Annotated in this window: 12 protein-coding genes and 1 pseudogene; 7 read left to right on the top strand and 6 right to left on the bottom strand. The window is 74.4% G+C overall.

Annotated elements, in window-relative coordinates; all coding sequences use genetic code 11:
• Positions 1-137 precede the first annotated feature (137 nt).
• Entirely contained in the window at positions 138-752 is a 615-nt protein-coding gene (locus AB0E88_RS09925) for a TetR/AcrR family transcriptional regulator C-terminal ligand-binding domain-containing protein (RefSeq protein ID WP_361626780.1), read from the top strand.
• Between the two features lie 151 nt (positions 753-903).
• Here the strand turns inward: AB0E88_RS09925 and AB0E88_RS09920 are convergent, their stop codons facing one another.
• Positions 904-1,890 (bottom strand): DUF2510 domain-containing protein, encoded by a 987-nt coding sequence (locus AB0E88_RS09920; RefSeq protein WP_361626777.1) that lies wholly within the window; start codon positions 1,888-1,890, stop codon positions 904-906.
• Between the two features lie 422 nt (positions 1,891-2,312).
• Between AB0E88_RS09920 and AB0E88_RS09915 the strand changes: the two genes are divergently transcribed.
• Positions 2,313-5,006 carry an AAA family ATPase gene (locus AB0E88_RS09915; RefSeq protein ID WP_361626774.1) on the top strand — a complete coding sequence of 898 codons (2,694 nt, stop codon included), beginning with the start codon at positions 2,313-2,315 and terminating at the stop codon, positions 5,004-5,006.
• 79 nt (positions 5,007-5,085) lie between these two features.
• Here AB0E88_RS09915 and AB0E88_RS09910 read toward each other — a convergent pair whose 3' ends face one another.
• The 3 genes and pseudogenes from AB0E88_RS09910 to AB0E88_RS09900 all read right to left on the bottom strand — a co-directional run bounded on the left by AB0E88_RS09910 (position 5,086) and on the right by AB0E88_RS09900 (position 7,443).
• Positions 5,086-5,877 (bottom strand): SDR family NAD(P)-dependent oxidoreductase, encoded by a 792-nt coding sequence (locus AB0E88_RS09910; RefSeq protein ID WP_361627399.1) that lies wholly within the window; start codon positions 5,875-5,877, stop codon positions 5,086-5,088.
• A gap of 105 nt (positions 5,878-5,982) precedes the next feature.
• Positions 5,983-6,159 (bottom strand): annotated as a pseudogene (locus AB0E88_RS09905) (carboxymuconolactone decarboxylase family protein); the annotation flags it as partial.
• 177 nt (positions 6,160-6,336) lie between these two features.
• Complete coding sequence (locus tag AB0E88_RS09900) at positions 6,337-7,443, bottom strand: DUF3048 domain-containing protein (protein ID WP_361626771.1); 1,107 nt, start codon at positions 7,441-7,443, stop codon at positions 6,337-6,339.
• Between the two features lie 186 nt (positions 7,444-7,629).
• On the opposite strand from AB0E88_RS09900, the gene AB0E88_RS09895 reads away from it, so the two are divergent.
• Complete coding sequence (locus AB0E88_RS09895) at positions 7,630-8,820, top strand: zinc-dependent alcohol dehydrogenase (protein ID WP_361626768.1); 1,191 nt, start codon at positions 7,630-7,632, stop codon at positions 8,818-8,820.
• Between the two features lie 80 nt (positions 8,821-8,900).
• Here AB0E88_RS09895 and AB0E88_RS09890 read toward each other — a convergent pair whose 3' ends face one another.
• The gene (locus AB0E88_RS09890; RefSeq protein WP_361626765.1) at positions 8,901-9,965 is read right to left on the bottom strand and encodes an ATP-dependent DNA ligase; all 1,065 of its coding nucleotides are present in this window, start codon (positions 9,963-9,965) and stop codon (positions 8,901-8,903) included.
• 52 nt (positions 9,966-10,017) lie between these two features.
• On the opposite strand from AB0E88_RS09890, the gene AB0E88_RS09885 reads away from it, so the two are divergent.
• Genes AB0E88_RS09885 through AB0E88_RS09875 form a run of 3 tightly spaced genes read left to right on the top strand, consistent with a single transcriptional unit; the run spans position 10,018 to position 12,627 of the window.
• Positions 10,018-10,416 carry a nuclear transport factor 2 family protein gene (locus AB0E88_RS09885; protein WP_361626762.1) on the top strand — a complete coding sequence of 133 codons (399 nt, stop codon included), beginning with the start codon at positions 10,018-10,020 and terminating at the stop codon, positions 10,414-10,416.
• 56 nt (positions 10,417-10,472) lie between these two features.
• On the top strand, positions 10,473-11,513 hold the full coding sequence (gene ligD / locus AB0E88_RS09880) for a non-homologous end-joining DNA ligase (RefSeq protein WP_361626759.1): 1,041 nt from the start codon (positions 10,473-10,475) through the stop codon (positions 11,511-11,513).
• Between the two features lie 52 nt (positions 11,514-11,565).
• On the top strand, positions 11,566-12,627 hold the full coding sequence (locus AB0E88_RS09875) for a LacI family DNA-binding transcriptional regulator (protein WP_361626756.1): 1,062 nt from the start codon (positions 11,566-11,568) through the stop codon (positions 12,625-12,627).
• A gap of 47 nt (positions 12,628-12,674) precedes the next feature.
• Here the strand turns inward: AB0E88_RS09875 and AB0E88_RS09870 are convergent, their stop codons facing one another.
• The gene (locus tag AB0E88_RS09870; protein WP_361626753.1) at positions 12,675-13,460 is read right to left on the bottom strand and encodes a VOC family protein; all 786 of its coding nucleotides are present in this window, start codon (positions 13,458-13,460) and stop codon (positions 12,675-12,677) included.
• 200 nt (positions 13,461-13,660) lie between these two features.
• Here AB0E88_RS09870 and AB0E88_RS09865 point away from each other — a divergent pair, with 200 nt between their 5' ends.
• A complete protein-coding gene (locus tag AB0E88_RS09865) occupies positions 13,661-13,906 on the top strand; it encodes a WhiB family transcriptional regulator (RefSeq protein ID WP_361626750.1) in 246 nt (81 codons plus the stop codon).
• The last annotated feature ends 252 nt before the right edge of the window (positions 13,907-14,158 follow it).

The following is a 14,158-nucleotide window of genomic DNA, read 5'->3' as shown; positions in this document are numbered from 1 at the left end:
GGTGGTTCTCATCGATACGACTGCGTACCGATACGCCAGTGTACCGATACGCCGCAGTACCGGTACACTGGCGTATCGATTGAGGTGCGACACACTGGAAGTCGGCGCCCCACGGATCCCAGCGAGGTGAAGCCCCGATGACGTCGCAGGCCGCGGACGGGCCGGAGACGGCCGCCGCATCGCGCCGCTCCAAGCTCACGCCTGAGCGCGAGCAGGAGTTCTTCGACGCCGTCCTCGACCAGATCCGCGTCTGCGGGTACGACGCCGTCACCATGGAGGGCGTCGCCGCCAGCACGCGGTGCAGCAAGTCCACGCTGTACCGGCAGTGGAAGACCAAGCCCCAGTTCGTGGCGGCCGCGCTGCGCTCCAACCGGGCCTGCCGGTTCGCCGGCATCGACACCGGTTCGGTCGCCGCCGACCTGCGCGAGGCGGCCCGCCAGGCCGGGGCGTGGTCCGGCCCGGACACGAGCCTGCTCCAGGCGCTGGGGCACGCGGTGATGCAGGACGAGGAGCTGCGCGCGGCGCTGCGCGAGGCGCTCGTCGAGCCCGAGATGGAGGCGCTGCGCGCCATCCTGCGCCGCGGTGTCGAGCGCGGCGAGATCGCCGCGGACCACCCGGCGCTGGAGTTCGTCCCGGTGCAGCTCTACGGCGTCCTGCGGGTCCGGCCCGTCATCGACGGGCAGTACGCGGACTCCGACTATCTGGTGCGGTTCGTGGAGGCCGTGGTGCTCCCGGCACTGGGCCTCACCTGAAGACCCGGGCCGCCGTCCATGGGATGACTGGACGGTGACCCGGCCGCGCCGCACCGTGGGGACGGGGGCGGCGCGCACCCCCCGGCCGGGTGGGACCCTCCTTGAGCGGAGGGGGTCCCACCCGGCCGTCGTCCTGTCCGCGTTCGGCGGGTCAGACGCTCTGCCCCGTGCCCCCGCCGCTGGCCTGCTTGATCCCCTGGGTGATCCGGTCGATGACCGACACCTGCTGGTCGGCGTCCACGCCGAAGCGGACCAGGACGATCATCCGGGGACTGGCCGGGGAGGGGAACGCCAGGGACTCGACGTAACCGTCGGCGCCTTTGCTCGTGACCGCCTTCCAGCGGACCAGGTACCCCTTCTGCCCGGCCACGGTGACCGCCTGCGAGGCGAGCACCTGGTGCGAGGTGATCGCGCCGTAGGAGGCACCGCCGTAGGACTCCTTCGCGTTCTGCGCGATGTCCGCCTTGGCGACCTCCTCCGGGGTGCTGCCCCGGATGCCCTGCATCGCCGCCGGGGCCGCGAAGGCACCGCCCTTGGTGCAGGTCTGCGAGGGCTCGCCGGGGCAGGGGTAGGAGGAGTCGGAGGTGACGGCGGCGCCGGCGCCGTACTCCTGGCCGTACCAGCCGTCCGGGATGGGCAGGCTGATGCCGCTCGCCGCGTCGGTCGCCGAACCGCTGTCGATCTTCGGCGCCTCGCTCTGCCCCGGTGACGGCGACCGCCCGCCCGGACCGCCGTCACCGTCCTCACCGCCCCCGCCCGGGCGGCCACCCCGGTCGGGTTCCGGGCCCTGCCCCTGCCGCACGTCGGTGCGCCGGCCGCCGCCGTCGGTCAGGGCGTACACCCCGACGCCGATGCTCGCCAGCACGGCGACCGCGGCGGCGACGGCGATGCCGATCCGCAGCCCGCGCCGCCCACGCCGGGCGGGCGGCTGACCGGGGTAGGCGGGGTACGCCGGGTATGCCGGGTACCCGGGGTGGTCCGGCGTCGCCGGTCCGCCGGCCGGGGGACCCCAGGCGGCGGCCCCCGCCGGGCGCGTCCGGTCCGTCCACGCCCCGCCGTCCCACCAGCGCTCGGTGGCGGGACCGTCACTGCTTTGCCCGGGGTCGGGATACCACCCGGGAGGAGTCACCTGCGTCATGCCCCCACCGTATGAGCCCCGCCTGAAAGCCGGATGAGAACCCCCACCGCGGACTCCCCTCCGCGCCCCGCCGCCCGCATCGTCCGCTGCCCCCGCACCCGGGGGAGTCGCCCCGGCCGCCCGCCGCCCCCACGACCCGGCCCATTCGCCGGGGCTTTCGCCGACCGGCCCCGCCGCCCCCCCCGGGCGGCCCCTCATCCCCCCGAGCGGCTGCCCCGTCAAACTCCGGCCGACCCCGCGTCAATTCACGGCCCGTGGCCCCCCGTTGACGGCCTCCCCGCACCCCGCAGGCCCGGCCGCCGTTCTCCATACTCCCTTTCACCCTCCGCGGCAACACCTGCCCTCACGGCGCACCGTTCGGCGGCCGAGGGGGCTAGGCTCGACGTCGGTACGTCGTTCGGGCGACTTGGGGAGGTAGCGGGATGACGGAGGTACGGCCCACGACGGCCGCCTCGGCTTCCCTGTGGGAGCGCGACCAGGAACTCGCCGTCGTCGCACGGGCGGTGGACGAGCTGTGCGCGGACGGGACGTCCTCCGGCACCCTGCTGGTGTTCCGCGGCGAGGCCGGCCTGGGCAAGACCGCGTTGCTGGCCGAGACCCGCCGGATCGCCGAGGCCCGTGGCTGCACCGTCTGGTCGGCCCGCGGCGGCGAGACCCTGCGCTCCGTCCCCTTCAACGTCGTACGGCAGCTGCTGCAGCCCGCGCTCGTCCCGATGCTGCCGGAGGAGGCCCGCGAGTACCTCGGCGACTGGTACGACATAGCAGGCCCGGCGCTCGGCATAGCGGAACCGGGGGAGGGCCACGCCGACCCGCAGGGCGTGTGCGACGGACTCGTCGCCGCCGTACGCCGCCTCGCCACCAGGGACTGGCCGCTGGTGCTGCTCATCGACGACGCCCACTGGGCCGACCAGGAAACCCTGCGCTGGCTCGCCGCGTTCACCGAACGCCTCGACGACCTGCCCGTCCTCGTGGTCGTCGCCCGCCGGCCCGGTGAGATCGCCGGGGAGAGCGCACGCCTGCTGGAGGCCGTCGCCGCCGCCGGACGCCCCGCCGCCGTGCTCAGTGCCCTCACCCCGGACGCCGTCGCCGGCCTCACGCGCGCCGCGCTCGGCGGACACGCCGACGCCCCCTTCTGCCGCGAGGTGTGGGCCGTCACCGGCGGCAACCCGTACGAGACCGTCGAGCTCCTCGCCAAGGTCCGCGACAGCGAACTCCTGCCGGCCGAGTCCTCCGCCGCGGAACTGCGCGACCTCAACCGCTCCGCGCGCGGCGGCGGCCTGGTCGCCCGACTCGAACAACTCGGCATAGACGCCACCCGGTTCGCCTGGGCCGCCGCCATCCTCGGCGACGCCATCACCCTCGACCTGGTCGCGCGGCTCGCCACCATGCAGCACGAGGACGCCGTCCGCTGCGCCGGACTCCTGAAGAACGCGCGCATCCTCACCGCACCCGACCCGGCCGCCGGCCCCGCCCGGGACGGCGCCCTGGAGTTCGTCCACCCGCTGATCGCGACCGCCGTCTACGACTCCATCCCCGACGCCCTGCGCCGCGCCATGCACGGCATCGCCGCCCAGCTCGTCACCGACCTCGGCCTCGGCCCCGCGGCCGCCTCCCGCCATCTGCTCCAGGTCCACCCGGACGACGACGAGGAACTCGTCGGCCAGCTGCGCGAAGCCGCCCGCGAACACCTCGCCGTCGGCGCCCCCGACGCCGCCCGCCGCTGCCTGGAACGCGCCCTGGAGGAGCCGCCCCTGCCCGAGGTGCGGGCACGCGTGCTGTACGAACTCGGCTGCGCCACCCTGCTCACCGCCCCCGCGAAGACGATCGGCCACCTGCGCCAGGCCCTCGCGCTGCCGGGCCTCGGCGACGACGTCCGGGTGGACGCCGTCGTACGCCTCTCGCAGGCACTCCTGCACAACGACCAGCTGGAGGAGGCCGTCCGCACCGTCGAGGCCGAGGCGGCCCGGCTGCCGGACGGCCCGGCGCGGCTGCGCCTGCAGGCCGTGCAGTTCATGTGGGAGGGCATCCACGCCGGTGAGGCGCCCACCCCGGGCCGCTCCGAGCGGCTCGCCGGGCTCGCCCGCACCTGCACCGGACGCGACAACTCCGAACGCGCCCTGCTCATCCTGCGCGGCTTCGACGCCATGAGCCGCGGCGAGAACGCCGAGGAGGTCGTCGAGGTCTGCGACCGCGCCCTCGTCAACGGCCGTCTCGCCCCCGGCCTCGGCTGGACCGACGCCGAGTGGGGCCTCGAACTGCCGATGATGCTGGCGAGCGCCTACGCCTACACCGACCGTCTCGACCGCGCCGAAGCCCTCTTCACCGACGCCCTGCGCGCCTACGAGTCCGCGGGCTGGAGCGGCGGCCACCTCGCCCTCGCCCACGCCTACGTCGGCTTCGGGCACCGCAGGCGCGGCCGGCTGCGGGAGGCCGAGGAGTCCCTGCGCGAGGCGCTGCGACTCGCCGAACGCGTCGGCCGTGGCCTGCCCCTGTACTGGTCGGCGACCTGCAACCTGGTCGACACGCTGCTCGCCCGCGGCCATGTCGAGGAGGCCTGGTCGATCGCCGAGCAGTACGGCTTCGCCCCGCCGTATCCGTCCACCATCGTGCTGCCCGACCCCCGCTCCGTGCGCGGCCGGCTGCTGCTCGCCGTCGGCCGCACCAAGGACGGGATCAACGAACTCGAGGCCGCGGAGAAGGCGGCCGCCGCGCGCGGCCACCACAACCCGGTGATGGTGCCCTGGGCCGCGGACCTGGCCCGGGCGCTGGCGGCCGAGGACCCCGCCCGCGCCGCCCGGCTCGCCGCCGACGCCCGCCGGCGGGCCGAGCGTTTCGGCACCGACACCGCCATCGGGGAAGCCCTGCGCTGCGCGGCGGCCCTGGAGACCGGCCGCCGCGCGGTCGACCTGGCCGCGCAGGCGGTGACGTGTCTGGCGGCCTCGCCCGCGCAGTACGAGCACGCCGCCGCGCGGATCGAGCACGGCATCCTGGCCCGCTCCGACGCCGAGCTGGAACGCGGCCTGGCACTGGCCCGCTCCTGCGGCGCCGACGGGCTGGCCGAGCGGGCGACACAGGCGCTTCAGACGGTCCGGGGGCTGAGCCGCGTCAGCTCGTGAGCGGTGCGCCGCCGCGTGACATCCGCACGAGCCGCCACGCCGTGAGCCGCCGCCGGTCCCGCCGTGAGCCGCTCCTGCGTCACATCGTGAGCAGGTGCTCCGTCACCGCGGCGAGTCGCTCCCGCACCCGCGGGTCGTACGCCGCCTCGTGCGCCCGCGCCGGACGCGTCCCGTCGAAGTAGCCGCCCGTGCCCGACTCCCCGGTCGCCAGGGCGAGCACACCGGGCGCGCCGTCCGCGACGGAGTTCCACGGCGCCACGCCCGCCTCGCGGACCATCCCGGTGTCCATGTAGGTGGCCGGGTGCAGCACGTTCACCGCGACACCCGTGCCGGCCAGCTCCTCCGCGAGCGTGAAGGTGTGCGCGGCCAGCGCGAACTTGCTGCGGCAGTACGCCGACGTCCCGCTGTAACGGCGGGTCAGCTCGGGGTCGTCGGGATCGAGGGGCTCCTGCCCGGCCGAGCCGACGTTGACGATCCGGGCGGGGGTGTTCTCGCGCAGCACCGGCAGGAGGGCGCGGGTCAGGGCGACCGGTGCCAGGTAGTTGACCGCGAGGCGCAGTTCGTGGCCGTCGGCGCTCACCTCCCGGCCGCTGCCCGGCGACCCGGCGCCCACCCCCGCGTTGTTGATCAGCACATCGAGATCCGGACGGGCGGCGGCGACCCGCGTGCCCAGTTCACGGACCTGCGCGAGCGAGGCCAGGTCGGCGACGAAGCCCTCCGCGTCGCCCTCCGCGCGCAGCTCGTCGACCAGCCGCTCGGTGCGGCCCGCATCGCGCCCGTGCGCCAGGACGCGGTGCCCGGCGCGCACCAGCTCGAAGGCGACGTACCGCCCGAGACCCGAGGTCGCCCCGGTGATCAGAACAGTGGACATGCCCCCACCGTAGGCCGACCGCACGCCCCCGTGGGAGATGCGGCCGAGCCTACGACCGGCAGGGACACCCTCGGCCGGCCCGCAGCGGGCGCCCTCGGTCCTTCCTTCCGCGAGCACCCGCTGGGCCGTCGCGAACGCCGAGTTCGCCGCCGGCACCCCGCAGTACACGGCCGTCTGCGGCAGCACCGCGCCGATCTCCTGCGGTGAGAGCCCGTTGCGCCGCGCCGCCCGGACGTGCATCGCCGGCTCGTCGTAGTGGCCGTGCGCCACCAGGGCGGTCAGGGAGGGGTTGCGCAACCCCGAGCCGGTCGCCGCCCCGACCGGCTGACCGGCGCGGAGGACCCGGTCGCCGCCCCGACCGGCTGACCGGCGCGGAGGACCCGCCGCGAGCGGACCCGGCGGACCCGCCGCGAACTGCCGGTCTGCGGACCAGGCGGACCCCGTCCCGCCGCGCGCGGATCAGGCGGCCTTGGCGAGGACCACCCAGACCTGGCCCGGCGCGAAGGTCATCGGCTTCCCGTCGTTGGTCTCGAAGCGTGTGCCCTCCGTGGCCGTCGGGCGCTTCCAGGTCGCCCGGTAGGCGCGCCCGTCGCGCATCACCGTCGCGGCGCCCGCCCCCACCGTCTCCGTGTACGGCGTGGCGTGGCCGAGGAAGTCGTGGAACTCGGACGGGCGCACCTTGACGTACTGCACGACGACCGTCGCCGGTGCCATCGGTCCCGCGTCGGTCGTCACGGCGGGCGCCCCGTCCATCGCGACCAGGTAGCGGTGCCGGTCCGCGGACCAGGTGAAGGTGAAGGTGGCGAGCGGGAAGCGCACCGTCCGCGACGCCAGCGGATGCCCGCCCGCGGGCGCCGCGCCGTAGCGGAAACCCGTGGTCAGCGCCGCCGCGCCGGGCTCACGGTCCAGCAGCGCGCGCGGGCGCAGGAAGAGGTTGTGCGGAGCGGGGCGGCCGGGGCCGCGCTCGAAGGCGCCCCTGGTCCGGCCCGGGGTCTCCGCCCGCAGCGGGGCCCGCTCGATCAGCGGCAGCAGCTTGCTCTGGGCGCCGGAGAAGGCGAGCGTGGGCCGGTCGAACTGGCGCAGCAGCTCCAGGTCCGACTCGCGGGCGCTGCGCACCGGGCCGACCACGGACGGTACGGAGGTCGCGTACACCGCCATCAGCCGGCTCAGCCCGCCCTCGACCTGCTCGACGTAGACGATGTCCGCCGCGTCCAGGCCGGTCTGCGGCCGGGCCGCGCTCGAGTTGTCGATCTTCACCGCGATCACGGGACCCGGGGCGGTCTCCTGACCGCTGGGCGAGGGCCCCGACGGCCGGCCGCCGGGCGCGGTCCCCGTCTCCTGGCCGCTCGGCGCGGGTCTCGTCCCCTGCCCGGTGGACGGCGGTCTCGTCTCCTGCCCCGTGGGCGAGGGCGCCGTGCCGTGCCCGTGGTCGCGTCCGTCGTCGACGGCACCCCGTCCCGCGGTGCAGCCCGCGGCCGACGCGATCGTCAGCGTGACGGCCAGGAGCGCCGTCGTCGTCACCGCGCGTCGTGCGCGCGCCCCACGTCCTGTGCCCACCGTCGCCACCCGCCCAGCTCGGTCATCGATAGTCCGCTTGTCGGATCATCAGTGGACATACCCGATTGTTCTCCCTCCGTCGTGCCGGCTCCGCCGATCGGCTCAGCGCAACCGCCTTCCGACGGTTCGCCGGGGGCCGTCCGGGTACCCGGGCGCAGGTCCGGATGCGCACCCACGGCGGAGGGAGCCGGCGCGATGAAGGCAGTGACGTGGCAGGGCAAGCGGGACGTACGGGTGGAGACGGTCCCCGATCCGAAGATCCAGGAACCCACGGACGCCGTCATCCGCGTCACCTCGTCCGGGCTGTGCGGCTCCGACCTGCATCTGTACGAGGTGCTGACGGCGTTCATGACGCCCGGCGACATCCTCGGCCACGAGCCCATGGGCATCGTCGAGGAGGTCGGCGCCGGAGTGCCGGACCTGAAGGTCGGCGACCGGGTCGTGGTGCCGTTCCAGATCGCCTGCGGCGACTGCTGGATGTGCCTGAACGGGCTCCCCACCCAGTGCGAGACCACCCAGGTCACCGGCGAGGGCATGGGCGCCGCCCTCTTCGGCTACACCCGCCTGTACGGCTCGGTGCCGGGCGCGCAGGCCGAGTATCTGCGCGTCCCGCAGGCCCAGTTCGGCCCCATCAAGATCCCGGAGGGGCCGCCCGACGACCGCTTCGTGTACCTCTCCGACGTGCTGCCCACCGCGTGGCAGGCCGTCGCCTACGCGGACGTCCCGCAGGGCGGCAGCGTCGCCGTGCTCGGACTCGGGCCGATCGGCGACATGGCCTGCCGGGTGGCCCAGGTGCGCGGCGCCGGCCGGGTGTTCGGCGTGGACCTGGTGCCGGACCGGCTGCGCCGGGCGAAGGAACGGGGCGTGGAGACGTTCGACCTGAACAGCTTCGACAACGAGAAGGAGCTGGTCACCGCCATCCGTGACCAGACCGACGGGCGCGGGCCCGACGCCGTGATCGACGCGGTGGGCACCGAGGCGCACGGCAGCGCCATCGCCAAGCTGGCCCAGCAGGCCACCTCCTCGATGCCGCGCAAGCTGGTCAGCCCGCTCATGGAGCGCTTCAGCATCGACCGGCTCGCGGCCCTGCACACCGCCATCGAACTGGTCCGCCGCGGCGGCACGCTCTCCCTGGTCGGGGTCTACGGCGGCATGGCCGACCCGCTGCCGATGCTGACCCTGTTCGACAAGCAGATCCAGCTCCGCATGGGCCAGGCCAACGTGCGCCGCTGGACCGACGAGATCCTGCCGTACCTCACCGACGAGGACCCCCTCGGCGTCGACGACTTCGCCACCCACCGGCTGCCGCTCGACGAGGCCCCGCACGCCTACGAGATGTTCCAGAAGAAGCAGGACGGCGCGGTGAAGGTCCTGATGAAGCCGTGACCTGACGACCCCTGGCTGCCCGCCGCTGCCGCCGTCAGCCCGCTGCGGACAGACCCGGGCGGCGGGCCCGGCGGGGGCCGTCAGTCGCCGAGGACCTCGGCGAGGTCGTACCGCACCGGCTCCTGCAGCTGCGCGTAGGTGCAGCTCTCCGGCGTCCGGTCCGGGCGCCAGCGGCGGAAACGGGCCGTGTGCCGAAAGCGCGCCCCGTGCTCCATGTGGTCGTACGCCACCTCCACCACCCGCTCCGGCCGCAGCGGTACCCAGGACAGGTCCTTCTTGCCCGACCAGCGGCTCGGCGCCCCCGGCAGCCGCGCCGTCTCGTGGGCGGCCTCCTCCGACCAGGCCGCCCAGGGATGCCCCGCGACGTCCTCCATGCGCAGCGGCTCCAGCTCCTCCACCAGCTCGGCACGTTTCTTCATCGAGAACGCCGCCGACACGCCCACATGCTGCAGCGCGCCCTTGTCGTCGTACAGACCGAGCAGCAGGGACCCCACGATCGGCCCCGACTTGTGGAAGCGGTACCCGGCGACCACGACGTCCGCCGTCCGCTCGTGCTTGATCTTGAACATGGCGCGCTCGTCCTGGAGGTAGCGCAGACCCAGCGGCTTGGCGATCACCCCGTCCAGGCCGGCCCCCTCGAACTCCTCGAACCACCGCTCGGCCACCTCGATGTCCGTGGTCGCCGGCGCCAGGTGCACCGGTGGCGTCGCACCGGTCAGCGCCTCGGCCAGCAGCGCCCGCCGGTCGGTCAGCGGCACGCCGGTCACCGACTCGTCGCCCAGCGCCAGCACGTCGAACGCCACGAAGGAGGACGGGGTCCTCTCGGCCAGCATCCGCACCCGCGAGTCGGCGGGATGGATGCGCTCGGTGAGCGCGTCGAAGTCCAGCCGGCCCTCCAGGGCGATGACGATCTCCCCGTCCAGCACGCACCGCTCGGGCACGCGCTCCTTCAGTGCCGCCACCAGCTCGGGAAAGTACCTGGTCAACGGCTTGCCGGTACGGCTGCCCAGCTCGACCTCGTCCCCGTCGCGGAACACGATCGCGCGGAACCCGTCCCACTTCGCCTCGTAGTGCATGCCGGGCGGGATCTTCGCGACGGACTTGGCGAGCATCGGCTTCACGGGTGGCATGACGGGCAGGTCCATGCACCGACTGTACGATTCGTCACGGATGTCCGCCCGGTGCATGCTGGGCGGCATGACCGACCGCGACGACTTCCTGAGCTGGGTCGCGACCACGCTGTACGAGGCGGAACTCGCACTGCACAACGGCGACGCGGCGCCCCGCCGGGCCCTGTGGTCACGCAGGGAACCCGTGAGCGTCCTCGGGGCATGGCGCAACGCCCACGGGCAGGACGGCATCGACCGCCTCTTCACGGCCCTCGCCCGGTCGTTCTCGCACTGCACGTCGTACGCGTTCGAACTGCTCGCCTGCGACGTCGTGGGCGACATGGCCTACACGGTGGGCCTCGAACACACCTCCGTCTCCGTCGACGGGCAGCCGCGCACGTACACCCTGCGGGCCACCCAGGTGTACCGCCGTGAGGACGGCCGGTGGAGGGTCGCCCACCGCCACGGCGACACGGTGACCGAGTGAACCACGGGTGATTCACCCGGTATGCGAAGTGTGCGGGCTGCGCCTACCGTGGCCGCATGGGTGACGCGGTGGAACTCGAAGCGGGCGGCAGGACCGTACGCCTGTCCAATCCCGGCAAGGTCTTCTTCCCCGAGCGCGGCTTCACCAAGCTGGACCTCGCCCGCTACTACCAGGCCGTCGGCCCCGGCATCCTGCGCGCCCTGCGCAACCGCCCCACCACGCTCGAACGCTACCCGGACGGGGTCACCGGCGAGTGGTTCTACCAGAAGCGCGCCCCGAAGAACATGCCCGACTGGATCCCCACCGCCCACATCACCTTCCCGAGCGGCCGCAGCGCCGACGAGATGTGCCCCACCGAGGAGGCCGCGGTCCTGTGGGCCGCGCAGTACGGCACACTCACCTTCCACCCCTGGCCGGTGCGCCGCGACGACGTCGACCGCCCCGACGAACTGCGCATCGACCTCGACCCGCAGCCCGGCACCGACTACGACGACGCCGCCCGCGCCGCGCACGAACTGCGCGCCGTCCTGGACGAGTTCGGCGGACTGCGCGGCTTCCCGAAGACCTCCGGCGGTCGCGGCCTGCACGTCTTCGTGCCCATCGAACCGCGCTGGACCTTCACCCAGGTGCGCCGCGCCGCGATCGCCGTGGGCCGGGAGATGGAGCGCCGGATGCCCGAGCAGGTCACCATCAAGTGGTGGAAGGAGGAGCGGGGCGAGCGCATCTTCATCGACTACAACCAGACCGCCCGCGACCGCACCATCGCCTCCGCCTACTCCGTCCGGCCCCGCCCGCACGCCCCCGTGTCCGCGCCGCTGCGCTGGGAGGAGGTCGGTGTCGCCCATCCGCGCGACTTCGACCTCGTGACGATGCCGGCCCGCTTCGCCGAACTCGGCGACGTCCACGCCGACATGGACGACCACCGCTACTCGCTTCAGGCGCTGCTCGACCTGGCGACCAAGGACGAGCACGACCACGGCCTCGGCGACCTGCCCTACCCGCCCGAGTACCCGAAGATGCCGGGCGAGCCCAAGCGGGTCCAGCCGAGCCGCGCCCGCCGCACCCGGCCCACGGACGAGACCGGCACACCGTCCTAGGCGCCTTCTCCCGGGGCTATCCTGGCCGCACCCCGCCGCCGAGGAGCCCGACGTGACCCAGACAGCCCCGCGCCCCACGCTGGAGGCCGTCGCCGCCCGTGCCGGCGTGTCCCGGGCGACGGTGTCCCGGGTGGTCAACGGCGGCGACGGGGTCAGGCCGCACCTCGTGGAGCGGGTCCGGCGCGCCGTCGACGAACTCGGCTACGTCCCGAACCAGGCCGCCCGCAGCCTGGTGACCCGGCGGCACGACGCCATCGCCGTCGTCATCGCCGAACCCGAGACCCGCGTCTTCGCCGACCCCTTCTTCGCGCTGCAACTGCGCGGCATCAGCCGGGAGCTGACCGCGCACGACAACCAGCTCGTGCTGCTGCTCACCGAGGGACGCGACGACCACGCGCGCGTGGCCCGCTACCTCTCCGGCGGCCATGTCGACGGGGCACTCGTCTTCTCGCTGCACCTCGACGACCCGCTGCCCGGCCTGATCCACGACGCCGGCGTCCCGACGGTGTTCGGCGGCCGTCCGGGCTGGCGCGACGGCGACCGCAGCGCCTCCTACGTCGACAGCGACAACCGGGGCGGCGCCCGCGAGGCCGTCCGCCACCTCCTCGCCCTCGGCCGCGACCGCGTCGCCCACATCACCGGGCCGCTCGACCAGACGTCGGCGGCGGACCGGCTCGACGGCTACCGGGACGCCCTGGGCGCGAGCGACCCGTCCCTGGTCGCCGAGGGAGACTTCACCGCGGCCGGCGGCGAGCGGGCCATGCGCACACTGCTGCACCGCCGCCCCGACCTGGACGCCGTCTTCGCCGGCAACGACCTCAGCGCCGCCGGCGCGCTGCGCGTGCTGCGCGAGCACGGCCGGCGTGTCCCCGACGACGTCGCCGTCATCGGCTTCGACGACATGGTCACCGTCGCCGAGCAGACCGACCCGCCCCTGACGACGGTCCGTCAGGACATCGAGGAGATGGGCCGGCTGATGGCGCGGCTGCTGCTGGCCGGTCTCGACCGCGACGGTGCGGCGTCACAGGACGCGGTGGACGGGCTGCCCGGCGTGGTGCAGGGGCCGCCCGGGGTGGTGCTGCCCACGACCCTCGTGCGCCGCGCGTCCGCGTAGCCGCGGGTCAGGTGAGGCGGCAGGCCGCGGAGCCCCGCGCACCGCCGTCACTCCTGCCGCGGGGCGCTCCTGATCACCGCGAACCGGGCCCCGTACGGATCGGCGAGGCGGGCCATCCGGCCGACGCCCTCCACGTCCATGGCCGGCACCCGGACCGTGCCCCCCAGCTCCTGTGCCGTGGCGACGACCGTGTCCACGTCGGGCACCTCGAAGTAGGGCAGCCAGTACGCCTCCGTCTCGGCCGGGTCGTCGGCCAGGGCGACGACCCCGCCGAACATGGCGTCCTCGCCCCCCTCGGCGGGATTGACGCACGTGTACGTGCCGCCGGGGAAGGGCACCCCGGAGGTCTCCAGGCCCAGCACCGAGTGGTAGAACGCGGCCGCCGCGGCGACGTCCGCCGTGTACAGCTCGACCCACGTCAGTGAACGGCTGTCACCGGCCACGTCGAGGCCCTTCGTGCGCCCCGGCTGCCAGATGCCGAAGCGGGCCCCGGCCGGGTCGGCGAGGACCGCCATGGTGCCCTCACCCATCACGTCCAGCGGCCGGAACGGCACACTGCCGTGCGCCTGCTCGGCGGCCTTCGCGGTGGCCTCGGCATTGCCGCTCCGGAAGTACACCGTCCAGGCCGGCCCGCCCTGCTCCGGTGTGATCTGCACGCCGGCGGCCACGGTCTTCCCATCCAGCTGGAAGAAGCCGTAGCCGCCGGCGTCCGGCCCCGCCGACTGGAACCGCCAGCCGAAGAGAGCGCCGTAGAAGCGCGTGGCGCCCTCGATGTCGGGCGTGCCGACATCGATCCAGTTCGGAGCGCCGTTGACGAAACGGGTGGTGAGCATCGTCGCCCTCCTTCGAAGGTCCCGCTGTCTGCTCTGCCGAGTCTTGCACCGCCCACTGACAAGCGCTGCCGCAGAACCGTCCCGCGCGCCGCCGTGCGCGCCGCCGGGCGGCGGGGGCATCATCGGGTGGCGGGAGGCCCGGGGGAGGCGTTGATCCGGCGTTGATCGAACGTTTTGCGCCGCACGGCACGCTCTCGGCCATGTACACCGAGACGATCGACATGCCCGACCTCGCCTGGCAGCAGGAGGCGCTGTGCGCGCAGACCGGAGGCGACTTCTTCTTCCCCGAGCCCGGCAGCTCCGTCCGCGAGGCCAAGCAGATCTGCGCCCTGTGCCCGATCCGCTCCGCCTGCCTGGACCACGCCCTGGAGCACGACGAACGCTTCGGCGTCTGGGGCGGCCTGTCCGAGAAGGAACGCCAGGCCCTGCGCCGCACCGCCCCGTGACCGGCCCGGCCGGTCACGCCCTGCCCGCTCAGGCCGGGGGAAGCGGAAAGCGGTACGACTCGCGGGGGGTCGTACCGCTGACATCTTCGGACGCGCCTGGACGTGACACGGAACCCGTCACACGCCCTCCGGCAGCGCCCGGGTGAGGCACAGGGCGCCGGCGCGGCCGGTGTCGCCCCCGCCGTCCCGCAGCGGGCGGCGGGGGACGGTCGGCCGGCTCCCGCCGGCTCGCCGGACGCGCGGGGCCGCGCC

The sequence above is a fragment of the Streptomyces sp. NPDC028635 genome (assembly GCF_040637635.1).
Classification (GTDB): Bacteria; Actinomycetota; Actinomycetes; order Streptomycetales; family Streptomycetaceae; genus Streptomyces.
This window is presented reverse-complemented; position numbering and strand designations above follow the sequence as displayed.